24 protein-coding genes and 1 pseudogene are annotated in these 20958 nt (G+C 63.3%); 12 read left to right on the top strand and 13 right to left on the bottom strand.

Annotated features, from left to right (window positions below; genetic code table 11):
* Nucleotides 1–274: 274 nt before the first annotated feature.
* Entirely contained in the window at nucleotides 275–1267 is a 993-nt protein-coding gene (locus ACR3FF_RS05320) for a glutathione S-transferase family protein (RefSeq protein WP_458186702.1), read from the top strand.
* Here ACR3FF_RS05320 and ACR3FF_RS05325 read toward each other — a convergent pair.
* Nucleotides 1264–2910 carry a right-handed parallel beta-helix repeat-containing protein gene (locus ACR3FF_RS05325; protein ID WP_458186704.1) on the bottom strand — a complete coding sequence of 549 codons (1647 nt, stop codon included), beginning with the start codon at nucleotides 2908–2910 and terminating at the stop codon, nucleotides 1264–1266. The genes ACR3FF_RS05320 and ACR3FF_RS05325 overlap by 4 nt on opposite strands.
* A 193-nt stretch (nucleotides 2911–3103) precedes the next feature.
* Here ACR3FF_RS05325 and ACR3FF_RS05330 point away from each other — a divergent pair, with 193 nt between their 5' ends.
* Nucleotides 3104–3661 (top strand): thioredoxin family protein, encoded by a 558-nt coding sequence (locus tag ACR3FF_RS05330; RefSeq protein WP_458186706.1) that lies wholly within the window; start codon nucleotides 3104–3106, stop codon nucleotides 3659–3661.
* Between the two features lie 98 nt (nucleotides 3662–3759).
* Here the strand turns inward: ACR3FF_RS05330 and ACR3FF_RS05335 are convergent, their stop codons facing one another.
* Nucleotides 3760–3990, bottom strand: a complete 231-nt coding sequence (locus ACR3FF_RS05335; RefSeq protein WP_458186708.1) for a hypothetical protein — start codon at nucleotides 3988–3990, stop codon at nucleotides 3760–3762.
* A 181-nt stretch (nucleotides 3991–4171) separates the two neighbouring features.
* On the opposite strand from ACR3FF_RS05335, the gene ACR3FF_RS05340 reads away from it, so the two are divergent.
* The 4 genes from ACR3FF_RS05340 to ACR3FF_RS05355 all read left to right on the top strand — a co-directional run bounded on the left by ACR3FF_RS05340 (nucleotide 4172) and on the right by ACR3FF_RS05355 (nucleotide 8212).
* Entirely contained in the window at nucleotides 4172–5566 is a 1395-nt protein-coding gene (locus ACR3FF_RS05340; protein ID WP_458186839.1) for an oxidoreductase, read from the top strand.
* A gap of 33 nt (nucleotides 5567–5599) precedes the next feature.
* Nucleotides 5600–7447, top strand: coding sequence for a DEAD/DEAH box helicase (locus ACR3FF_RS05345; RefSeq protein WP_458186709.1), 1848 nt, complete (start codon nucleotides 5600–5602; stop codon nucleotides 7445–7447).
* Nucleotides 7448–7514: 67 nt separating this feature from the next.
* The gene (locus tag ACR3FF_RS05350; RefSeq protein WP_458186711.1) at nucleotides 7515–7742 is read left to right on the top strand and encodes a CDGSH iron-sulfur domain-containing protein; all 228 of its coding nucleotides are present in this window, start codon (nucleotides 7515–7517) and stop codon (nucleotides 7740–7742) included.
* A gap of 74 nt (nucleotides 7743–7816) precedes the next feature.
* Nucleotides 7817–8212, top strand: a complete 396-nt coding sequence (locus tag ACR3FF_RS05355; RefSeq protein ID WP_458186712.1) for a hypothetical protein — start codon at nucleotides 7817–7819, stop codon at nucleotides 8210–8212.
* Here ACR3FF_RS05355 and thrC read toward each other — a convergent pair.
* From thrC to ACR3FF_RS05375, 4 genes are all read right to left on the bottom strand, one after another.
* Nucleotides 8164–9405: a threonine synthase gene (gene thrC, locus ACR3FF_RS05360; protein ID WP_458186714.1), complete on the bottom strand. Its 1242-nt coding sequence runs from the start codon at nucleotides 9403–9405 to the stop codon at nucleotides 8164–8166. The genes ACR3FF_RS05355 and thrC overlap by 49 nt on opposite strands.
* Complete coding sequence (locus tag ACR3FF_RS05365) at nucleotides 9405–10163, bottom strand: HpcH/HpaI aldolase family protein (RefSeq protein ID WP_458186715.1); 759 nt, start codon at nucleotides 10161–10163, stop codon at nucleotides 9405–9407. The genes thrC and ACR3FF_RS05365 overlap by 1 nt, the downstream gene beginning before the upstream one ends.
* 124 nt (nucleotides 10164–10287) lie before the next feature.
* A complete protein-coding gene (locus ACR3FF_RS05370) occupies nucleotides 10288–10506 on the bottom strand; it encodes a DUF7521 family protein (protein WP_458186841.1) in 219 nt (72 codons plus the stop codon).
* Between the two features lie 210 nt (nucleotides 10507–10716).
* Entirely contained in the window at nucleotides 10717–13683 is a 2967-nt protein-coding gene (locus tag ACR3FF_RS05375; protein WP_458186717.1) for an FAD-binding and (Fe-S)-binding domain-containing protein, read from the bottom strand.
* Between the two features lie 278 nt (nucleotides 13684–13961).
* On the opposite strand from ACR3FF_RS05375, the gene ACR3FF_RS05380 reads away from it, so the two are divergent.
* Nucleotides 13962–14261, top strand: coding sequence for a PadR family transcriptional regulator (locus ACR3FF_RS05380; RefSeq protein ID WP_266080104.1), 300 nt, complete (start codon nucleotides 13962–13964; stop codon nucleotides 14259–14261).
* Between the two features lies 1 nt (nucleotide 14262).
* Here the strand turns inward: ACR3FF_RS05380 and ACR3FF_RS05385 are convergent, their stop codons facing one another.
* From ACR3FF_RS05385 to ACR3FF_RS05400, 4 genes are read right to left on the bottom strand one after another with little or no spacing between them, the layout of a single operon-like run.
* Nucleotides 14263–14919 carry a hypothetical protein gene (locus ACR3FF_RS05385; protein ID WP_458186720.1) on the bottom strand — a complete coding sequence of 219 codons (657 nt, stop codon included), beginning with the start codon at nucleotides 14917–14919 and terminating at the stop codon, nucleotides 14263–14265.
* A gap of 52 nt (nucleotides 14920–14971) precedes the next feature.
* Nucleotides 14972–15361: a hypothetical protein gene (locus ACR3FF_RS05390; protein ID WP_458186722.1), complete on the bottom strand. Its 390-nt coding sequence runs from the start codon at nucleotides 15359–15361 to the stop codon at nucleotides 14972–14974.
* A 47-nt stretch (nucleotides 15362–15408) separates the two neighbouring features.
* Entirely contained in the window at nucleotides 15409–16098 is a 690-nt protein-coding gene (locus ACR3FF_RS05395; RefSeq protein WP_458186724.1) for a DUF7530 family protein, read from the bottom strand.
* A complete protein-coding gene (locus ACR3FF_RS05400) occupies nucleotides 16095–16973 on the bottom strand; it encodes an NAD(P)H-binding protein (protein ID WP_458186726.1) in 879 nt (292 codons plus the stop codon). The genes ACR3FF_RS05395 and ACR3FF_RS05400 overlap by 4 nt, the downstream gene beginning before the upstream one ends.
* 79 nt (nucleotides 16974–17052) lie before the next feature.
* On the opposite strand from ACR3FF_RS05400, the gene ACR3FF_RS05405 reads away from it, so the two are divergent.
* The 3 genes from ACR3FF_RS05405 (at nucleotide 17053) to ACR3FF_RS05415 (ending at nucleotide 18773) form a co-directional block, all read left to right on the top strand.
* A complete protein-coding gene (locus ACR3FF_RS05405; RefSeq protein ID WP_458186728.1) occupies nucleotides 17053–17532 on the top strand; it encodes a DUF456 domain-containing protein in 480 nt (159 codons plus the stop codon).
* Nucleotides 17533–17661: 129 nt separating this feature from the next.
* Nucleotides 17662–18198, top strand: a complete 537-nt coding sequence (locus ACR3FF_RS05410) for a DUF192 domain-containing protein (protein WP_458186730.1) — start codon at nucleotides 17662–17664, stop codon at nucleotides 18196–18198.
* A 65-nt stretch (nucleotides 18199–18263) separates the two neighbouring features.
* Entirely contained in the window at nucleotides 18264–18773 is a 510-nt protein-coding gene (locus ACR3FF_RS05415) for a GNAT family N-acetyltransferase (protein WP_458186732.1), read from the top strand.
* Between the two features lie 79 nt (nucleotides 18774–18852).
* Here the strand turns inward: ACR3FF_RS05415 and ACR3FF_RS05420 are convergent, their stop codons facing one another.
* Together ACR3FF_RS05420 and ACR3FF_RS05425 are read right to left on the bottom strand one after the other, a co-directional pair.
* Nucleotides 18853–19110 carry a hypothetical protein gene (locus ACR3FF_RS05420; RefSeq protein WP_458186734.1) on the bottom strand — a complete coding sequence of 86 codons (258 nt, stop codon included), beginning with the start codon at nucleotides 19108–19110 and terminating at the stop codon, nucleotides 18853–18855.
* Between the two features lie 4 nt (nucleotides 19111–19114).
* A complete protein-coding gene (locus ACR3FF_RS05425; protein WP_458186735.1) occupies nucleotides 19115–19237 on the bottom strand; it encodes a hypothetical protein in 123 nt (40 codons plus the stop codon).
* 142 nt (nucleotides 19238–19379) lie between these two features.
* Here ACR3FF_RS05425 and ACR3FF_RS05430 point away from each other — a divergent pair, with 142 nt between their 5' ends.
* Nucleotides 19380–19973, top strand: a complete 594-nt coding sequence (locus tag ACR3FF_RS05430) for an HdeD family acid-resistance protein (RefSeq protein WP_458186737.1) — start codon at nucleotides 19380–19382, stop codon at nucleotides 19971–19973.
* Here the strand turns inward: ACR3FF_RS05430 and ACR3FF_RS05435 are convergent.
* Nucleotides 19970–20374: pseudogene (locus ACR3FF_RS05435) on the bottom strand (HalX domain-containing protein); the annotation flags it as partial. The gene ACR3FF_RS05430 and the pseudogene ACR3FF_RS05435 sit on opposite strands and share 4 nt — an antisense overlap.
* 289 nt (nucleotides 20375–20663) lie before the next feature.
* Here ACR3FF_RS05435 and ACR3FF_RS05440 point away from each other — a divergent pair.
* Nucleotides 20664–20957 carry a hypothetical protein gene (locus ACR3FF_RS05440; protein ID WP_458186739.1) on the top strand — a complete coding sequence of 98 codons (294 nt, stop codon included), beginning with the start codon at nucleotides 20664–20666 and terminating at the stop codon, nucleotides 20955–20957.
* Nucleotide 20958 lies beyond the last annotated feature (1 nt).

Raw genomic sequence — 20958 nt, forward strand, 5'->3', positions numbered from 1 at the left:
TCGAACCGCGTGCGAACGGACACGTCCGAAACCCGGGGCGACGCAGACTGACGAACCGGCGAACCGAACGACCCTTCGCCGAGCGTGATTCTGCGAGCGAGAAAACCGCCGTCGGCAGGTTCTGGGATAGATATATGGATGGATATCTAGATAGCTATCCGGAAAGCTACATATCTCTCGACCGGGCTATCGGGCCACGTGGACCGGCCGACGAAATTCGGAAGAAACGTGGAGGAACGGTGGGGGTAAAACCCGTGACGGCGAAGGACGGAGCATGAACAGGCTCGTAGATGGCGAGTGGCGAACGGACGCCTCCGAGACGACCACCGACGAGGGGAGGTTCGAGCGACAGGAGACGACGTTTCGAGAGTGGGTCGAGGCAGACGAAGGGAGCGAGTTTCCCGCCGAGTCGGGGCGGTACCACCTCTACGTCTCGTACGCCTGCCCGTGGGCACACCGAACGCTCGTGACGCGGGCGTTGAAGGGGTTGGAAGACGCCATCTCCGTCTCCGTGGTCGACCCCTACCGGGAGGACGACGGGTGGGAGTTCTCGCCCGACAGACCCGGGTGCACCATCGACCCCGTCCTCGGTGCGGACTATCTGCGCGAGGTGTACGTCGAAGCCGACCCCGAGTTCACCGGACGTGTGACGGTTCCGGTCCTCTGGGACCGAGAGCGCGAGACCATCGTGAACAACGAATCGAGAGAGATCATGCGGATGCTCGATACCGCGTTCCACGACGTCGCGACGCGAGACGTAAGCTTCTATCCGCAAAACCACCGCGAGGAGGTCGACGAGGCCATCGACGCTATCTACGAACCGATAAACGACGGGGTCTACCGAGCGGGGTTCGCGGGAACACAGACCGCCTACGAGGAGGCCGTGACCGACCTGTTCGACGCCCTCGACCGCTGGGAGCAGGTACTCGCAGACCGGCGCTACCTCTGTGGACCGGCGTTGACCGAGGCAGATTTCGCCATGTTCACGACGCTCGTGCGCTTCGACGCGGTGTACCACACGCACTTCAAGTGTAACGTCCGTCGAATCGTCGACTATCCCAACCTCTGGAACTACCTGAAAGAGCTGTATCAACTGCCGGGAGTCCGCGAGACGGTGCGACTGGACCACATCAAAGAACACTACTATCGAAGTCACAGCGACATCAATCCGAAACGAATCGTGCCACGAGGCCCCGAAATCGACTTCGATGGAGTGCACGACAGGGACCGACTGCCGGGGAGACCACCCGACCGGCTTCGAGACTAGGGAACCTGCGATAATCGACCGTCGTTCGTTCGTCCACTCGAATCGCCGTTCGTTTCCTCACTCGTCTCTCGGCTTGGTTCACCGAGTACGGTGACGACGATTCGGTCCGGATTTTCGAGGCGTCCGCTGACGACATCTCGGTCGGGGAGTACTCGGCTCTCGCGCACGTGCGACCAGCCACCGTCGTACCGCCACAGTCGAAGGGTTCGTTCGTCCACGTTCGCGGACGACACCGCACGCGGGGCGTAGGCGATTTCCAGGTCGAGCTCGGCCTCGGCAGCGGTTCCGGCGACGACGACCGACCGACCGACAGTAACGCGGTCAGTCGGCACCGACGGTGTCCGTGTGGAATCGAGCGCGACGTTCGTCCCACCGAACGAGAGCCGAGTGCCGTCGACCGAGACGTTCGTCGCGTCGAGTTTCGAATCGCCCTCGGAGAAGACCGTCCAGTTGTCGTTTTCGACGGCGGTCAGGTTCTGGAACCGAACGGCGGAGTCGTTGAGATAGAGACCGGCGCTCGTCGCGCCGGGGACGGAAGTGCTCCCTGCCGTGGCGACGACTTCCGTGTCCGAGATGCGAGTGTTGGCCACGTCGAGTAACCCGATGCCGATGAAATCGTTTGCTTCGACTCGACTCTCGCTCAGCGAGTTGCGCCGTGAATCGAGGAAGTTGATTCCGACGAAGTTGCCGCCGGCGTTCGTTCTCACGAGGCTGACGCCGGACGACAGGACGACGCTCACACCGAGGAAGTTCGAACTGGCGTTCGCGTCGGTGACGGTAGCGTCCGTGGTGTTCTCGACGCCGACCCCGACTCGGTTCGAGACGGCGGAGACGTTCGCGAACGACCCGTTGGACGCGTTGTCAGCGAAAAATCCGACCGTATTCCCGGCGGCGACGCTGTTTCGAACCGCGTCGTTCGCCCCGCGAACGAAAAATCCCACCTCGTTCGAGGCAGCGACGCTGTCGGAGACCACGGTCGCTTCGGAGTCGACGAGCGACACGCCGCCGACGTTGCGCGAGACGTTCACGTCGACGATTCGAGTGGCGGTGCTTCCGACGACGAAGACACCTGCCGACTTCGACGGACCGGGGAAGGGACGCGCTTCGGGGTCGACGTTCTCGACGGCCGTGACGTTCGTGAGGGTCGCGTCGGTGGCGTTTTCGAGGTGGACGCCGGACCGGTCGTTGTCGGCGACGACCACGCTCCGAACGGTGCCATCGGTCGTGTTCGCCAAGAGAATACCCGTCTCCCAGGCGGTCACGGAGATATTTCGAACGGTGACGTTCGTCGCCCGCCGGACGGCGATACCGTCGGTTCCGTCGCTCCCGGCGCCATCGAGGACGTGGTCTCGGCCGTCTATCGTCACGTCGTCGGCGCGAACCTCTAGACACGTTTTTTCGGTGCTGTCGTCGATGTCGTCGGCGAGGACGTAGCGTCCGGGTTCGGTGATGGTAGTACAGGAGTCGAGTCGCGTCGGTTCAGGTCGCAGTGAGGATGCCGCTTGCGGCGAGGCGGCCGTCGCGGACATCGTCGTCGCGGCGACCAGCAGTCCCCCCACGAATACCACCGCCCAGGCCGACGGGACACGATTCCCCGAGCTCTCGACGGACGAGTCTCCTTCCGACGACGCCAGTACTCGCATACCCTCGCCACGGACGCACGGTGCTTTGTTATTGGTTACCAGCATCTGCGTAACGAGAGTCACGCCGCCGCCCGAGTCGGTAACGGCGAATACCGAGGGACCGGACGTGCGAACCGCGACGTGGACGAGGGGAACGAAACACGAAACAGGCCCGGACGAACGGATTTTTACGCTCGCCGAACGACTATCTGCTATGGTAATGAAAGAGTCCGAGGAGAAGATAGAGCGCGACGACCCGGTTCCGAACTTTGAACTGCGAGGAACCGACGAAGAGACGTACACCCTCTCCGATTTCGCGGAGTTCGACGCAGTCTTGCTCGTGTTCACCTGCAACCACTGCCCCTACGCGCAGGCCAAGTTCGACCTGCTGAACGATGTCGCTGCCGAGTACGACGACGTGGCCGTGGTCGGTGTCAACCCGAACGACGCTGAGGAGTACCCCGACGATTCCTTCGAGACGATGCAAGAGTGGGTCGAGGAGGGTCGCATCCAGTACGACGCCTACCTCCGCGACGAGACCCAGGAGGTAGCGGACGCGTACGGTGCCGTGTGTACCCCCGACCCGTTCCTCCTGCGGAACGAAGGCGACACGTTCACCCTGGCGTACCACGGCCGACTCGACGACGCACTCAACCCCGACGACGAACCCACAGAGTTCTACGTCCACGAGGCTATCGAGTCCGTGTTGGCGGGCGAAGACGTCGACCTGGAGTTTCTGCCCTCGCGCGGCTGTTCGATAAAGTGGAAGTAACCGATAACTACCAGAAAACGCACCTTTGTCGCCGCTCTAGCCGAACGACACTCCGGTCGCGGTAGGGCGATGACGACGGTTCGCCGCTCGCGCTCGGTTTAGCGGCGAATCTGCTCTGCGTGCTCCTGACCGCGCTCTTTCACGTCCTCGATGCGAGAGCGAGCAGTCACTCGCGTTTCCCCGATCATCGCACCGACGAACGCACCGACGGCACCGCCGGTACTGGCTGCCCGCTTGCTGATGAACCCGCCGACGGCACCACCGATTGCCGCACCGATTGCCGCGTGACGAGCGCGACTCAATGCGCGTTTGAGACGAATCGAACGCATACTGAGTAACTAGTCGTCCAGACAGATAAATCCGTTCTCGAACGGAACGTCTCGACGAGTACGACGAGGACGGGAGCCGAGGCGGGGACGTGGAGAGATGGCTGTTCACCGTGTTGGTGTCACCTACCGGTCCTCACGACCACCCATCTTTACCCCCGAGTCGGCCGAATAGCGACCAGTGGTGCCCGTACTCGAAGACCCACTTGACGTCGGGGGCGTCGAATGCCGAAACCGTCTCTACCGAGCACCCTTGCTCGAATGTGCGGGTAACGGCCCGGACGCGGTGGAGACGCTGATTCGAGAACTCGAACCCGCCGCCGAGTCCGGAGTGGGGCTCATCTGTCAGGGTGCGACCATCGTTCGCGAGGAGGGTGGCTGTGCCGCGCCCGGGATGACTCGCGTCAGCGACCCCGCGTTCGTCGCCCGACTGGAACGGCTGACCGACGCCGTCCACGACCACGGCAGTCGAATCTTCGTCCAGTTGGAACACGGCGGCCTGCGGAGCATGGAGACGTGGCACGCCGGGTTTCGGGCAGCAAACCCGGACCTGCAACAACTCGCCGTCTCGCGTCCGCCAGCCTCGCTCCGGGCGCTCGACCGGGTGGGGTTTCTTGACTACGACCCGCACATCCTCGACACGGAGGAGGTGTACGAACTGGCGGCCGATTTCGGTCGAAGTGCCGAGTACGCCGTCGACGCTGGCTACGACGGCGTCCACATCGCCGGAGCGAACATGGGCATCGTCCAGCAGTTTCTCTCGCCGTTCTACAACCGGCGTGACGACGAATTCGGCGGGTCGCTCGCCGCACGAACGCGGTTCCTCGAATTCGTCTATCGGGAGATTCGAGAGCGCGTCGGACCCGACGTACCGGTCGTGACGAAAGTGCCCGCCGAGACGACGGCACCGCCGTTCGTCAGACGACACCTCTCGCTCGACGACGGCGTCCGAATCTGTGAGCGACTCGCCGACATCGGCTTCGACGCCCTCGTTCCGGTACAGACGTCCGTGTTCTGGGACGCGAGTATCGTCCGCGGGGCCTTCCCCGCCCGTGCGTGGCGCGACGAGCGGTTCCACGACGGCTACGAAGACGCGTTCGGAAGCAAGACGCGGGCGGCCCTCGTCGCCGTTCTCAACTGGGTTCAGTCCAGAGCGTACGACTTCGAACCGGCGTGGAATCGTCGGTTCACCCGACGAGTCGCAAAACGCGTTTCGGTCCCGGTTCTCGCGGAGGGCGGCATTCGAACGCGACAGCAGATAGACCGGTTGCTCTCGGCGGGAGCCTGCGACGCGGTAGGGATGGGGCGGCCGTTCTACGCCGAACCACGCCTGCCAGCCCGATTGTTGTCGGGGGGTGTCGAACCCGACGACGGCGAGAGTGAAGCGGACGACAGGAGCGTCGGGAACGAAGAGAACGTCGCCGTGGTCTGCGAGAACTGTAACAACTGCACGGTTCCGCAGGCGACCGGGGCACGCGGCGTGTGTCGAACCCCCAGCGTCCTCGAAGCGCGCGGAGCGCTCCGTAAAGTGGGAGCGTACGACCGCGAGGGGAGCACCGACGACCGCGAGGAGTCGTAACGGGTATCTCCCGGGAGTCCCAACCACCGGTCAGTGACCGACGAGGAGTACGAGATTTCGGATTTCTACGACGCGATAGAGACCATCGGACGACCAGTGCTCACTGCAGAGGAGGTCGCACGTGCTCTCGACTGTTCGCACGAGGAAGCGAGTCGTACGTTAGAGCGTCTAACCGACCAGCGAGCGGTGACTCGCCTCGACGTCGAGAGCGACCCGGTCGTCTGGTTTCCGACCGAGTGGGAACGACTGGCAGACCGGGAACGAATCGTCGTCTTTCCGAAACGCCGTGAAATCGTCGTCGACCAGCCTCGGCAGTTCACCAGAGCGCAACTCTCGCAGTTCGCCCACCTCACCGACACGACGCGGACGGGCGGCTACGCCTACGAGGTTCGTCAGGAGGATATCTGGTCTGCACCCTACGACGACCTCGATAACCTGATGCGAACGGTGAAACAGGTGTTGCCCGAGTCGGTACCGGACTTAGAGGAGTTCATCGAACAGCAGTGGAAACGCGCCAAACAGTTCCGTCTCTACACCCACGAGGATGGCTACGTCGTCTTGCAGGCCGCGAGCGACGACCTGATGGGCAACGTCGCTCGCCAGAAGTTAGACGAGAGCTATCTGCGCGCGGACATCGCCGACGACGAGAGCTGGGTCGCAGAGGAGAAGGTCGCCGAAGTCAAACGAGTCCTCTACGAAGCGGGCTATCCGGTACGGGACGAACGCGAACTCGACGCCGGCGACGAACTCCCCGTCGAACTCCATCTCGACCTGCGCGAGTACCAGCGTCGCTGGGTCGAGGAGTTCGTGGATACGAAATCGGGTGTCCTCGTCGGCCCGCCGGGGAGCGGGAAAACGGTCGCCGCGATGGGCGTCCTCGAAGCCGTTGCCGGCGAAACGCTGATTCTCGTCCCGAGCAGGGAACTGGCGGGGCAGTGGCACGACGAACTGCTGGCCCACACCTCGCTCTCGCCCGAACAGGTCGGCGAGTATCACGGCGGCGAGAAGAACGTCCGCCCGGTGACCATCGCCACCTACCAGACCGCAGGTATGGACAGACACCGACAGTTGTTCGACCAGCGTCGGTGGGGGCTCATCGTCTACGACGAGTGCCAGCACATCCCGAGCCGAGTGTTCCGGCGGAGTGCGAACCTCCAGACGAAACACCGACTCGGCCTCTCCGCGACGCCGGTTCGGGAAGACGACAAGGAAAAAGACATCTTCACGCTCATCGGCCCGCCGATCGGAACCGACTGGGACGCCCTGTTCGAAGCGGGGTTCGTCGCCGAACCGGAAGTCGAGATTCGGTACGTCGGTTGGGACGACGAGACGTACCACGACGAGTACGCCAGCGCCGACCAGCACAGCAAACGCCAGATAGCGGCGTCGAACCCGGCGAAGATGGACGAGATACGGTTTCTACTGGCCGAACATCCGTCCGCGAAAGCGCTCGTGTTCGTGGAGTTTTTAGAACAGGGCGAGTTCATCGCGGAGGCGCTGGGCGTCCCCTTCGTCAGCGGGCAGATGCGCCACGCAGAACGCGAGCGTCACCTGCAATCGTTCCGGGACGGACGCCTCGACACCCTCGTCGTCTCTCGCGTGGGGGACGAGGGAATCGACCTCCCGGACGCCGAGATAGCCATCGTGGCGTCCGGACTCGGTGGCTCCCGACGGCAAGGTGCTCAACGTGCGGGGCGAACCATGCGACCCGCCGGGCGTGCGCGGATGTACGTCCTCGCTACGCGCGGCACCCGCGAGGAGGAGTTCGCCCGCCAGCAGTTGCGTCACCTGGCGTCCAAGGGGATTCGAATCCAGGAGGCGGTCGCGGACGAGACGATCACCGACGTCCGGGATATCGACCCAACGACCACGGAAGAGTGAGCCGCGGCGAGACCGGCGTCCACCGGGTTTCGCCGAGATTGAAGTGCGGGGAGGCGAAAACTCGTCTATGGCCCGCGAAGTCCGACACACTGCGACCGGCCCGTTGAAACTCGACGAGGACGACTTCGACGACGAGAAAGGCAACGTCGCACTCTGTCTGTGCGGCCTCTCCGACGAGTACCCCTTCTGCGACGGGTCACACCGCGCGACGAGTGACGAAGAAGATGACGTCGTCTACCGGTACGAAGACGGCGAGCGCCGCGTGGTCGAGGAGATTCGGTACGCAGACGAGTAGAAGTATCGACGGAAAACGCCACCGAATAGACGGGTGGCAACAACCGATAACTGAACCTGTGGCGTGTCGACGGTATGCAAGTTGGGAGAGCGACACTCGCGCTGTTCGTTCTGGGGGTCGCCGCTAGCGGGTTCGGTTCCACGCTCGCGGGGGCATCACAATCGGTGGTCCTACCGACGGCGGACGTCGAGTACACGTGCGAAAACGTGACCGTGTCGGTCGAACCAGAGTGGGTGAACTACAGCCTCGTCATCACCTACCGGGACACCGTGACGGACGACGAAGGAAAGGCACTGGTCGGGCCGCTGAACGGAACGGTGACGGAGCCCTACGGCCCCGAGTTCGTGTTCACGAGCGTCGAAGTGCTGGTCGGGGGAGCGACGGTCGAGACGGGATACGTTCCGTTGCGGTGTTTGAGAAACTACTCGGAGACGAGCGTCCGCACTCGTTCCGAGAGGTCGGACAACTGAACCGCGTGAGGCGACGGGGTGGTCGCCGACCGTTCGCGGAACCCGGTACCCGTCGCCACCGCGACGACGTGGTCCTCGCGCGAGATCTCACCGTCTTCCGAGAGTCGACGAATCCCCGCCAGCGTGGTCGCCGAAGCCGGTTCGACACAGAGACCGGCCCGGCGAGCGAACGCGCGTTTCGCGTCGAGGATGGCGTCGTCCGACACCGAGAGCACAGCACCACCGGTTTCGGCGACCGCCGCAAGCACACGATTCCCGCTCGGTGGTGAAGCGTTGGCGATGGAGTACGCCACCGTCTCGCCGCCCTCGACGGAAGTTACCTCGTCTGCGTCCGACCGATAGGCCTGGGCGATGGGGTCGCAGGCCGCCGCCTGGACGAAGTAGAGGCGGGGGAGCGTGTCGATTGCCCCCGCTGTTCGGAGTTCGCGCAGGGCTTTCCAGATGGCGCTGGCGTGGCCGCCGCTGCTGACGGGGGCGACGATGGCGTCGGGGACACGGTCGTTCTCGGAACCGGTGGACGACGAGCGTGGCGAATCCCGAGCGCCGACGAACGCCTCACAGACCTCCAGTGCCGTCGTCTTTTGCCCCGCGACGCGGTGAGGCGTATCGGAGTTTTCGAACCGAACGTCCGGGATGTTCAGACTCTCGGCGTAGAGTCGTCCGTAGTCGCCGTCGACCTGCACGATTTCTGGGTCGTACTGTGCGATGTGAGCGAGTCGTTCGGTGGGAATGTCATCGGGAACGAGGACGAGACAGTTCAGTCCGGCGCTGGCGGCCGCCGCGGCCATGCTCATCGCCATGTTGCCGTGCGAAACGGTGCCGACCCAGTCGTCGCCCGCTTCGAGCGTGCGGGCGACGCCGACCGCGCTCCCCCGGTCCTTGAAACTCCCCGTCGGGTTCCGACTCTCGTCTTTGATCCACAGGGTACACCCGGCGTACTCGTCCGCCCGCGGAACGCGAAAGAGTGGCGTCCCCCCGGCGACCGACCCGACGCCCGAGGGTGGCGACACCGGGAGCAGGTCGGCATAGCGCCACACACCCGATGCGGTCGAGACGTCCGATGCGGCCGACTCCGGCCACGAGAACCCCACGGCGTCGGTCGAGAGCCAGAGCGGTTCGCCACAGACACAGCGTGCGCCCGTCTTCGCTTCGTGTCTACACTGATAGCAAACGAGCGTCGATTCGGTCGTCATCAGGTCGCGTCCTCGTACGCCCGTCTCGCCCGTGTCGCACCCTCGACGAGGTAGTCGAAGTCGATACCGACGACCTGAAAGTCGAACCCGGCGTCCGCCCAGCGCGTCACGTCGTCGGGGTCGAGCGCGATGGTTCCGACGGGCGTGTCGGCTGCGTGGGCCGCGTCGAGGACAGCGGAAACCTCGGTGTTCAACGAATCCGTCTCGCCGAACCGACCGACCGACGCGGAGAGGTCTGCCGGGCCGACGAACAGCGCGTCGATGCCGTCGACTGCGGCTATCGCGTCCGCATTTTCCACGCCCGTCGCGGTCTCTATCTGGACGACGACGAGCAGTTCGTCGTTCGCCCGTTCGAAGTAGTCGGCCAGGTCGAGACCGTACCTCGACGCCCGCGACCCGGCGACGCCCCTGATTCCCTCCGGCGGATAGCACGTCGCTTCGACCACCGAGCGCGCCTGTTCGACCGTCTCCACCATCGGGACGATAACACCGGAAACGCCGGTGTCGAGCACGCGCTTGATTCGGGCCGGGTCGGCGTCCGGCACTCGGACGAGTGGTTCCGTCTCGCCGCTCGCGGCGTCCACTGCGCGAGCGAGATTTTCGACCGATTCGAGCGACATCGAGGAGTGTTCTGCGTCGATGACGGCGAAGTCGAAGTCGAGTTCGGCACTCAACTCGGCGACTGTCGGGTGGCCGATAGTGATCCACGTCCCGACGACCGACTCCCCCGCGAGTATCGAACGTCTGAGTTCGTCCATGTGACACCCGACGGATGGAGGGCAAAAATAGCTACGTGGTCTGCCCAGTCTGCAGTTTCGGTCGGTCCCGTGGTCGCGCCAGCCGACGATACCGACGTAAAGGTCCGTTCGAGTCCGGTTTCGTTCAATCGGCCCCCGTCACGCTGTAGATGACGAAGAGATAGCCGACCGTCGAAACGGCGTAGTTCACCGTGAGCAGCACGCGGCTGTTCTCGAACCCGGTCAGGAATGCGCTGAACGTGGTCGCTATCGCGGCGGCGACGAGAATCGAGAACCCGACGGAGAGTACGAGCATCGACCGGCGAGACGTCTGAACGTATGCCCGCATCGCCAGACCGACCATGGTCAGTCCGGTCGTCGCGAGGATGACGCTGAGCCCGATGTAGGTGATTCGATAGGTTGTATCTGATGTGTCGCCCCAGTTACCGTCAACCACAAATCAGCCAGCATATATAAAAGGATTCCATACAGCAACTCTGTCGGTCGTCCGGGAAGTGCGACACCACCGAACGGGGAAAACGCGCGGAGAAGGGTACTATTTCTGAACAGTTTCTCAGTCGAGCGCATTTGCGACCTTCTCGATGGGGTGGGGCGGTCGCGTCCCGTCCCCATCGAGTTGCGTCCGACAGGACGCACCGGGAGCGACGACACGCTCGGCGTCGCTCTCCTCGACCTGTTCGAAGAGGATTCGACCGATAGCTCGCGAGAGGTCGTACTGCTCGGCGCGGTAGCCGAAACTGCCAGCCATCCCACAACAGCCGCTGTCGAGGGGGTCGACTCGGTAGCCTGCACGGCGGAGGACGCCGACCGCGTGGTGGTCACGCCGGAGCGCCTTCTGGTTGCAGTGGCCGTGGTACGCGAGCGATTCGTCCACCGCACCGAACTCGATGCCGTCGTCGAGTCGCTTGCGGTCGACGAACTCACAGACGCCGAAGGCGTTCGCGGCGACCCGTTCGACCGCCTGCGACACCGCCGAGTCCGCGATCAGGTCGCGGTACTCGTCCTGGAACATCACCGCGTCCGACGGCTCCACGAAGACGACCGACCAGCCCTCCGCGACGCGAGGTTCGAGCGCGGCGACGTTCGACTCGGCGTGTTCGCGCGCCGTATCGAGGAAGCCCTCGGAGTACGCCGCACGACCACTGGGTTCGAGACCGGTGGGAACCTGCACGTGGACGCCCGCCGCTTCGAGGACGCGGACGGCGGCCTTACCGGGTGCGGGATAGCTGTAGTTCGTGAACGTGTCCGGAAAGAGCAGGACACGTTCCGTCGCCGCGTCCGCCGGGATGCGGGGACCGCGCGCGTCGAACCAGTCTTCGAACGTCTCACGACGGAACCGGGGAACCTCTCGCTCGCGGGCGATGCCGAACAGCCTCTCCGCGATGCGGTCCGCACCCGGAAGGTTCGTTGCCCAGTTCGAGAGGGGAGCGAGTGCGCTCCCGAGCGCGGAGACGCGGTCGACGTCTGCGAACAGGCGGTCGCGGATGCTCGGAGCGGAGCGTTCGTGGTGGACGTGTTTCACTTCGGCTTTCAGCTTGGCGAGGTCGACGCCGGTCGGACAGTCGCTGGCACAGCCCTTACAGCCGAGACAGAGGTCGAGTACCTCCTCCTGGAATCTGTCGGTGTAAACTTCCTCGGTTGGGAGTTCCCCGCTGATGGCGGCCCGGAGGAGGTTCGCCCGCCCGCGCGTGGTCGTCATTTCGTCTTTCATTCCCCGGTAGGAGGGACACATCGTCTCGCTCCCGGTCTGGCGGCAGGTGCCACAGCCGTTACAGAGTTCGACGAGGTGCGAGAACCCACCCTCGTCCGAGAAGTCCTGTTCGGTGGTCGGTTCGAGAGACGCGTAGTCGGGGCCGTAGCGGAGGTTCTCGCGCATGTCGGCGTCGTCCCGAAAGACGACCTTGCCGGGGTTCATCCGCCAGTCCGGGTCGAACGTCGTCTTCAGTTCCTGAAACGCACCCCAGAGCTGTGGTCCGTACATCTTCGGGTTGAACTCGGTTCTGGCGAGCCCGTCGCCGTGTTCGCCCGAGAACGAGCCGTGGTGGTCGAGCACGAGCGAGGTGACGTCCTCCGCGATGGAGTGCATCGTCTCGATGCCAGCCTCGTCTTTCAGGTTCAGGATTGGGCGGATGTGGAGGGTGCCGCTTCCGGCGTGGGCGAAGTAGGCCGCCGACGTGTCGTGGTCCTCCAGGACGCCCATGAACTCGCGGACGTACTCGGCGAGTTCCTCGGGTGGGACGGAAGCGTCTTCGATGAAGGGGTACGGTTTCGGGTCGCCCTCCATGCTCATCAGGAGCGGAATCGCCGCCTTCCTGAGTTTCCAGAGACGGGACTGGTCCGTTTCGGTGTAGGCTTCCAGCACGTCGAATGCCTCGCCCGCACCGACGAAGTGGGCCGTCGTCTCGGCGATAGCTCCCTCGAAATCGGAGTGGAGTTCGGAGTCGAACTCCAGCATCAGGGCGGCCTCGGCGTCCGCCGGAATCGGTTCCGCGTACTCCGCGAACTCGGTCGAGTTGCGGGCGAGGCGGAACACCTCGTCGTCCATCAACTCGACTGCACTCACGTCGAAATCGAGAGCCTTCGGCACCGCTTCCATCGCCGACACGATGTCGTCGTAACAGTAGAGCGCGAGCGCGGTCTCCTCGGGGCGAGTCACCAGGTCAAGCGTCGCGCGAACGACGACGCCCAGCGTCCCTTCCGCTCCGACGAACAGATTCGAGAGGTTGATACACGTCTCGCCGTCACGTTCGTAGACGACCTTGTGGAGGTTGTAACCACTGACGGAGCGTTTGAGCGTCGGATAGCGCGCGTCGATCTGCTCGCGATGCTCCGCGACCAACTCGCGGACGGTTCTGTAGAGGTCGGCTTCGCGGTCGTCCTTGCCGACGAGTTCGTCCCACTCCTCGCTATCGACGACGACTTCGCGGGTGTGGACGAGCGAACCGTCAGCCAGCACGACGTCCAGTTCCGCGGTGTAGGCGTCGGTGATGCCGTACCGAACCGAGTGTGCGCCGGTGGAGTTGTTGCCGATACCGCCGCCGACGGTCGCCCGGTTCGAGGAGGCCGGGTCGGGCGCGAACTTCAGTCCCCACTGGGCGAGATGGTCGTCCAGGTCGTCCTGCACGACGCCGGGTTCGACCGTCGCCGTTCGGGTCTCGGGGTGGACGTCCACGACGTCGTTCATGTGCCGAGAGAGGTCGAGAACGACACACTCCGACCCGACTGCCTGCCCGGCGAGTGACGAGCCAGCGCCGCGCGGGAGGACGGGCGCGTCGTGTTCGGCGGCGATTCGAACCGCGTTCTGGACGTCTTCGACGCCGGTCGGAAAGACGACGCCCGCCGGACGGGCCTGATAGATGCTCCCGTCGGTCGCGTACAGTATCTGCGTGTACTCGTCGAAGCGGACGTCACCCTCGACGCCGTCACGCAGGTCGGCCGCGAGAGCGGGGTGGGCGTCCGGCGGGTCGTGGCCGAGTGATTCGCGGTACGTCTCGAAGTCGAGTTCGTCGCGGGTCGCCATGTGTGAGTGAAACAGGCAGGCCGGTATAAATCCGCTGTCGGCACAGCCGTCGCCGGTCGAATCGAACCGAGCGTCGGAGACTCCGTTCCGGTGACGTGACGAGCCGTGAAGATAGTTTACGGTTTGGTTGGAGACACCTAGTGTCGTACTTACGATAAATACGATTCCGGAAGGGACGCGAAGCGGTATCCGGAAAACCGCAAGCAAGCACCGATACGGACTCTGTTGGGCCATCACCCTTTTGTCTGTTGGATGAGTCTGTAACACTAGGGAGAACCATGCACGACCTGACTGGTTTCCAGCGGGACTTGCTGTACGTCATCGCTGGCCTAGACGAACCCCACGGTCTCGCCATCAAAGAAGAACTCGAAGCCTACTACGAGAAGGAGATTCACCACGGGCGACTGTACCCGAATCTCGACTCACTCGTGGACAAAGGGTTGGTCGAGAAGGGCCAACGAGACCGCCGCACGAACTACTACACGCTCACTCGCAGGGGAGCGCGCGAAATCGAAGCGCGCCGAGAGTGGGAAGAACAGTACGTCGGCGAGGACCTCGCGCAGACACAGACCGTCTGAGTCACACCATCCAGGGGGAGAAAGCCGTGCCGAGAACAGCCGCGTCCAGCGCTCTGACGCGGCCGAACACGGTGTTGGATTCGTTCGTTACGTAGCCGTTGCCGGACGCTTCTATCAACCCGAGATTCTCGAGGGGTTCGACGTGCATCCACACCGATTTTCGGGATAAACCGACGAGACCGTGGAGTTCCTCCTGCGTGAACTCCTCGTCAGCATCCATCGCGAGCAGTGCGTCTATCAACAACCGGACCGCTTCCGGACTGGCGAGGCCGCGGAAACCGTCCGACGCGCCGTATTCGTCGGCGGCACGCTGGAGTCGTTCGACGGCGGTTGCGACGATGCTCTCCGGATTCGGATGGTACGTCTCCCCTTCCTCGCGGAAGACGTGAAGGGCGACGAGGTCGTCCAAACTTCGCTCGACGCGTTTGTTACTCTGGTCGAGTTCGGCCGCGAGTTCGTCGGCGTCCCACTCGCCACCGGTCACGGCGGCGAGTCGAACCAGTTCGCGGGTGGCGGCGTCGCGGGTCAGAAACAACCACCCCGAGGGGTAGGCAAGCCGTGCTTCCCGAACGCCCTCTTCGTCTGCGAGTGACCACATCTCGTCCTGATTGTGCCTCGTGCGGAGCGTCCAGTCGCGGGAGTCTGTGTGAAGTGCCATTAGATTGCGTTCAGCACGCAATGGTATATAATATTTCACTCCCAGTGGAACGTCACGTATCCGGTTTCGATTCGCACGAGACGGACCACGAAACGTCCGAACGCTCCGTGAGGCGTCGGTAGATGGCCTGGAGCCCGGACGAGCGCGTGTCCGGTAGCACGTGTAGTTCGACAGACCCGTAGCGAACGACGACGCGAAACGTCGTATCACGGTCGTGGTCACGGACGAGGTACATCGGGACGGGGAGGTCGAACCAGTCACCCGAGGTGTACGGTTCATCGTCCAGAACGTCTTCCACGAGGGAAACGAGGCGTTCCTCGGAACAGTCGGAACTGGGCGAGAGTCGAAAGAGAGTCTCTCCCTCGTAGCGGACGCCACCCTGTCGAGGATATCGCCGTCGCGGGCGGTGGGGAATCGAGAACGACGGGTCGCTATCTGACATTTCTGCAGACCAGTGTTCCCCACGTATGCCGTCATCAGATAAATAGTTCAGCCACGGGTGCGAAGGAAAATTGCGCTTCCGGAGACGACGACCACCGCCACGACGTGCCCGACGAGCAAGAATACGAGCAAGTCGTCCTCCCAGACGAAGGGGACGAGCACGAGTTGGAGGAGTGAAAACCCGACGACGAGCGAATCGACCCGACGAAGTTCGGTTCGTGTTCCGGCGTCGGCCGGATACCGAAACGCAACCCAGAGACCGGTGACGCTCGCCCACCACGCAGTACCGATGCGATAGCAGACGTCCCAGAGAACGAGCAGGGTGAGATACACCGCAGAAATCGGCGGGTCTGCCCCTAGCAGTCGCTCGACGAGGGTCGTTCCACCCTGTCGAGGGTCGTAGACGAACAGGTACGTGACGAGTCCGACGTACGCCAACAGGCCCAACACCACTTCGATACTCGACCCGAACAGCAGTTTTCGGTAGGCGTCCGGCGTCGGCAACCGGCGGATACGCCGCCCGAGTTCGAGCATGAGGGCGCTCCCGGCGGTGGCGACGACGACAGCCGCAGTGCCCGCCGGGACGGCGTTCCAGAGGTCGTTTCGCCACGCAAGGACGACGAGTAGACCTTCGAAGAGTGCGAACTGAATCGTGAGCGCGAGCCAATCTGGGAACGAAACTCCCGGAATCGCGTCGACGATACTTTCGTACGTCCACTGGTACTCCGGACGAGTCATTCGACGGCGTCTCGAACGGCCTCCTCGAACGACGTCAACTCGACCGGCACGAGCGAGTGGATTCGGTCGTCTTCGACCACGGTTCGGGTCTTCAACCCGAGGATGAGCGGGTGGGCGACTTCCTTCGGGACGTCGGTCACGAGGTCGACCCAGTAAGCCGAGAGTTTCGGTGTGAGGACGGGAATGGGAACCATCACGGAGGGACGGTCCAGTATCTCACCCGTCGTGAGGACCATCTCGCCGTAGGTGATCACGTCTGCCCCACCGATTTCGTACGTCCCGCCCGCCGTCTCCGGAACGTCGAGGACGCCCACCAGGTAGGCCACCACGTCGTCGATGGCGATTGGCTGGCACTCGGTTCGCACCCACTGCGGCGTTATCATCAGGGGGAGTCGCTCGGCGAGCTGTCGAACCATCCGGAAGCTAGCACTCTCGGCACCGACGACGATAGCAGCCCGCAGTACGGTGCAGTCGAAGTCACCCTCGCCGAGGATGTACTCCACCTCACGGCGGGATTTGAGGTGGTCGGAGAGCGTCGCGCGCTCGCCGCCAAGACCGCTGAGATAGACGACGCGCGAGAGAGTCGTACCGCGTGCCGCGTCGACGAAGTTGCGCGCGGCGACCCGGTCACGCTCCATGAAATCACCGTCCTCGCCCATCGAGTGGACGAGATAGTAGGCGGCGTCGACACCCTCGAAGACCCCATCGAGACTCTCACGGTCGCTCAGGTCGGCCTCCACGACCGAGACGCCCTCCGGGGCGTCGTAGGTCGAGGCGTCTCGCACCAGTGCAACTACGTCCTCGCCACGAGCGACGAGTTCCGGGACGAGATGGCGTCCGACGAACCCGGTCGCCCCGGCGACGAGTACCGTCATTACCGGATACTTGGTCGCAATCGTCCAAAAGCTATGGGGCGACCCGAGGGGTTAACCGGGGCGAGTGCGACGAAACCGTATGGACTGGCTCCTCCTCGTCGCCCTCGCACTCCTGCTCGCGGGCGTTCTCGGGAGCGTCGTCCCGCTCTTGCCGGGCGTTCCGCTGTCTCTCCTCGGAATTTATGCCTACTGGTGGGGGACGGAGTTCTCGGAACCGGGGCTGCTCTTTCTCGTCGGCGCGACCGTCGTCGGGATCGTCGCGATAGTCGGCGACTACACCGCGGGAGCGGTCTCCGCACGAGTCGGCGGCGGGTCGCGCTGGACGGCCGTGGCGGCCGCCGTCGTCGGACTGTTAGCGCTCGTCACCACCGGGCCTCTCGGAATGCTTTTGGGCGTCGCACTCGCCACGTTCGCGGTCGAATTCTATCGAACGCGGGACGCAGAACGGGGGGCGCGAACCGCCGCATACGCCGTCGCCGGACTCCTCGCGTCCGCCGTCTTCCAGTTGGTGGTCACGGTTTCACTGCTCGTCGGCTTTCTCGTCGCGGTTCTCGTCTGAGGACGCCAGTCGCGGCGTGAGATTCGAGACGAACGCTCGTCGTTCGACTCGTGCAGTCGGAGACGAGTCGGGAGAAAAGAACTGGAGCGACACCCCGGATTTTTGTCGGTAGCCGACGTTTCGGGGAGCATGCGCGTGACCGCAATCCTGTTGGTCGCTGGAGTCACGGTGCTGGCTGGTTGTGCTGGATTGGGACTCGGGGGCGACGGGGCGAACCAGCAGACGGAGAACGCTACCCGGACCACGACGGACACCGAAGAGAACGTCACTGCTGCGTTCCTCACGGACGGGAATCGAACCTCGGTGACCCTCGAAGTAGCGAACTCCCCGGACGAACGAGCGAGCGGGCTGATGTTTCGGAAATCGCTTCCCGAGAAACACGGGATGGTGTTCGTTTTCGACAGTGCCGAGCCTCGGACGTTCTGGATGAAGAATACGCTCGTTCCGCTCGACATCATCTTCGTCGCCGCGAACGGAACCGTCATCAACGTCGCACACGCCGACCCGCAACCTAACGCCGACGACGCGGACCTCCGCCGGTATTCGAGCGACGCACCGGCGAAGTACGTCGTCGAGATGGAACAGGGGTTCGCCAACCGGACGGGCATCGAACCGGGGACGGAGTTGAGGTTCGTGGAGTCGCGCCCGACGACGGAGGAAAGCTGACCTTTCTTTCTGCAAACGAACTGGTGTATCAGTAGTGATACCATCCCTCACGGCGAAGTTGAGATATGGGAGAGACCGAAAGCCACCGTCTCGAGATTCGACCCGCGAACGAAGGCGATTTCGGTGCCATCCGGCGGGTCGCCCATCGTGCGTGGAACGAAGCGTACGACGACGTACTGGACGAGGACACCATCACGGAGACGGTGTCGTCGTGGTACTCGAACGAATCGCTCGCAGATGCGCTCGACAGGCCCGGAACGGCGTTTCTCGTCGCACTCACCGACGACGAACTCGTCGGATTCTGTCACGGCGTCTGCCACGAGGACGAGGGCGACGTCCTCCGACTCTACGTCGACCCGGACGACTGGGGCGAGGGTGTCGGCACCGCCCTACACGAGCGGCTGCGGGCCGACCTGCAGGATTTCAACATGAAGCGGATGCGGGCGATGGTGCTCGCCGACAACGAAATCGGCAACAAGTTCTATCGTGGACTGGGGTTCGAGAAAGACGACGAAGGAACGGTCGAACTCGGTGGACAGGAGTACAGGGAGAACGTCTACACGCTGGCGTTCTGAGGAGACAGCAGAACACAAAACATATACCCTCGCTGAGACAACGAGCAGTTACCTCGGGTAGGGGTACACGAGGTTTACTTTAAGCTATCGAGAGAGTGGCTACTCTCCGGCCCACCCGTCTTCGAACAACTGGTGCGCACTGGCGAGATCGACGAGCAGGCGTCGCTCGGGCGCGCCTGCCGTGTGCGCGCGCCGTCGCGTGGACGACCTGAGAGTACTGTACGGTCTCCTCACTGACGTCGGCGTGGTCGGGGCCGAACTCACCCTGCGAAAACGAGGCACGAATCGCGGCCCGCTGAAATCGCTCCAGCAGTTCGAACAGTCGCCAGTAGTCCACGTCGTCACGCCGTGTCCACGAGTGCGGAGAGAAGTCGCCGTTCGAACCGTGACTCCGGCGTCCCGAGCATCTCCGTGTCGTCTATCCCGAGCGCGGTCAGTATCTCGTTTGTATCCTCGACTGTCACAGTAGAACCCTATCTATGCTGTCATAATATCGTTACTGATACGCCACAGTAGACGTGAGGTGCCAGTACGTCTGTCCACGACCCGAGTAGTGGCCGTATCGGTTTTACCGATTGGCGTCGCACCGGCGTTCGGGTGGAAGAGATGAGTACGGAAGTAAGTGACACGACCGAACGGAGTACGGTAGACACGACGTGGCGAACCCTGATGGGAATGGGTGCGATACTCGCCGTCCTCGGTGTTATCGCCATCTTCTTCCCGTTCGTCACCGGTATCGCGCTGTCGATACTGCTCGGCGGGGCGCTGCTCGTCGGAGCGATACTACACGCAGTCCACGCGTTCTCGGCGGGCGACTGGAAAGGCGTTCTCTGGCAGGTGATTCTCGTAGTCGTCTACGGTATCGCAGGCCTCTCGTTGGTGTTCAACCCGTTGCTCGGGTTGACGACGTTGACGCTCCTCCTCGTCGCGTATCTCGTGGTAGACGGCATCGTCGAACTGGTCATGGGATTCGTGCTCCGCCCCGAGAAGAACTGGGCGTGGGTGGTGGCGAGTGGTTTCCTCTCGCTCCTGTTGGGCGGACTGCTCTGGGTGGGGTGGCCCGCGACTGCAGCGTGGGCGCTCGGACTCCTGCTGGGCGTCAGTCTCCTCACGAGTGGTCTGTCGATGGTCGGACTGGCCATGGGGGGGCGCGAGGCGGCGAGTCGACCGGCGGCCCAGCGGACCGATGTCCGAACCTAGTCCAGATTCTGGAAGGCGCTGACGAAGTCGTCGTGGTCGTTGAGATTCGCTCGCGCGTCGTCGACGACTTCGCGGAGCGTCTCGACTTTCTTCGTGAGTTCCCGATACTGGTCGCTCTATGCGAGTTCCGCCTCGTCTTTCTCGGCTTCGAGCACCGCCTTTTTCGACACCAGCGAGAAGTACTCTTGCATCTGGTTGTCGTACTCGATGCGCGACAACATTCCTTCGACGGTCGTGTAGAGGTCGTCTTTGGACACTGGTTTGACGAGATAATCGTCGAATCCCATATCGATGATGTCGAAGTCGGGTTTGACGGCAGTGACCATCACCACACGGGAGTTCAGGTCACGGTCACGAATTTGTTCGAGAACTTCGTCACCGGAGAGGCCGGGCATTCGGCGTAATGACTCATTCACCAAAGCATCTTTATATCTTGTGGTTGGGGAATCTGAGAACAAGAGAAATTAGTTACATATTTTCCGACTAGTCTCCGTATTCGGTCACGGTAACCCACGACCGGAACGACGGCAGAGCGTCGTCCGCTCGCGCCACGCTCACGTCGCAAACGACGCGCCCGAACGGCGAAATGGATTCTTCCAGATATCTCGAGTCGTTACGGTAATCGTCGAACGTTGCCGAAATCACCGTCCGCTTCATACTCGTCCGCCACGTGCCTAAGACACACGAACCATGCCGACGAACAGACGCGGACGGCTGTCGAAATCGCGACAGCCTCGAATCGACCCGCCACGGGAGCGAGTCGAACGGAACCGGATGCAGGCGTTCGTCCAACTGCGTGCAGAACTCGATACGCTTCGGCAACACATCGCCGAGGCCGAGGCCCGCCTGGCGGCACTCGAAGACGAGTGTCGACGCCGAGAGAAACGAATCAGGGCGTGTTCGATGTGCGGGCGTCTCAGCACCCGCCCCGGACCGGACGCCGAGTGTCCGTACTGTAAAAACGGGCGATTGAAGCCAGTGTGAG

It is taken from the genome of Haladaptatus ordinarius (assembly GCF_054177595.1).

Coding starts and splice junctions, on each gene's coding strand:
- ACR3FF_RS05335 (WP_458186708.1), bottom strand. CDS start 3,990: ATGCGTTCGATTCGTCTCAAACGCGCATTGAGTCGCGCTCGTCACGCG.
- thrC (WP_458186714.1), bottom strand. CDS start 9,405: ATGACGACCGAATCGACGCTCGTTTGCTATCAGTGTAGACACGAAGCG.
- ACR3FF_RS05320 (WP_458186702.1), top strand. CDS start 275: ATGAACAGGCTCGTAGATGGCGAGTGGCGAACGGACGCCTCCGAGACG.
- ACR3FF_RS05325 (WP_458186704.1), bottom strand. CDS start 2,910: ATGCGAGTACTGGCGTCGTCGGAAGGAGACTCGTCCGTCGAGAGCTCG.
- ACR3FF_RS05380 (WP_266080104.1), top strand. CDS start 13,962: ATGCACGACCTGACTGGTTTCCAGCGGGACTTGCTGTACGTCATCGCT.
- ACR3FF_RS05390 (WP_458186722.1), bottom strand. CDS start 15,361: ATGTCAGATAGCGACCCGTCGTTCTCGATTCCCCACCGCCCGCGACGG.
- ACR3FF_RS05410 (WP_458186730.1), top strand. CDS start 17,662: ATGCGCGTGACCGCAATCCTGTTGGTCGCTGGAGTCACGGTGCTGGCT.
- ACR3FF_RS05370 (WP_458186841.1), bottom strand. CDS start 10,506: ATGGTCGGTCTGGCGATGCGGGCATACGTTCAGACGTCTCGCCGGTCG.
- ACR3FF_RS05415 (WP_458186732.1), top strand. CDS start 18,264: ATGGGAGAGACCGAAAGCCACCGTCTCGAGATTCGACCCGCGAACGAA.
- ACR3FF_RS05430 (WP_458186737.1), top strand. CDS start 19,380: ATGAGTACGGAAGTAAGTGACACGACCGAACGGAGTACGGTAGACACG.
- ACR3FF_RS05350 (WP_458186711.1), top strand. CDS start 7,515: ATGGCCCGCGAAGTCCGACACACTGCGACCGGCCCGTTGAAACTCGAC.
- ACR3FF_RS05440 (WP_458186739.1), top strand. CDS start 20,664: ATGCCGACGAACAGACGCGGACGGCTGTCGAAATCGCGACAGCCTCGA.
- ACR3FF_RS05385 (WP_458186720.1), bottom strand. CDS start 14,919: ATGGCACTTCACACAGACTCCCGCGACTGGACGCTCCGCACGAGGCAC.
- ACR3FF_RS05365 (WP_458186715.1), bottom strand. CDS start 10,163: ATGGACGAACTCAGACGTTCGATACTCGCGGGGGAGTCGGTCGTCGGG.
- ACR3FF_RS05330 (WP_458186706.1), top strand. CDS start 3,104: ATGGTAATGAAAGAGTCCGAGGAGAAGATAGAGCGCGACGACCCGGTT.
- ACR3FF_RS05395 (WP_458186724.1), bottom strand. CDS start 16,098: ATGACTCGTCCGGAGTACCAGTGGACGTACGAAAGTATCGTCGACGCG.
- ACR3FF_RS05355 (WP_458186712.1), top strand. CDS start 7,817: ATGCAAGTTGGGAGAGCGACACTCGCGCTGTTCGTTCTGGGGGTCGCC.
- ACR3FF_RS05405 (WP_458186728.1), top strand. CDS start 17,053: ATGGACTGGCTCCTCCTCGTCGCCCTCGCACTCCTGCTCGCGGGCGTT.
- ACR3FF_RS05375 (WP_458186717.1), bottom strand. CDS start 13,683: ATGGCGACCCGCGACGAACTCGACTTCGAGACGTACCGCGAATCACTC.
- ACR3FF_RS05400 (WP_458186726.1), bottom strand. CDS start 16,973: ATGACGGTACTCGTCGCCGGGGCGACCGGGTTCGTCGGACGCCATCTC.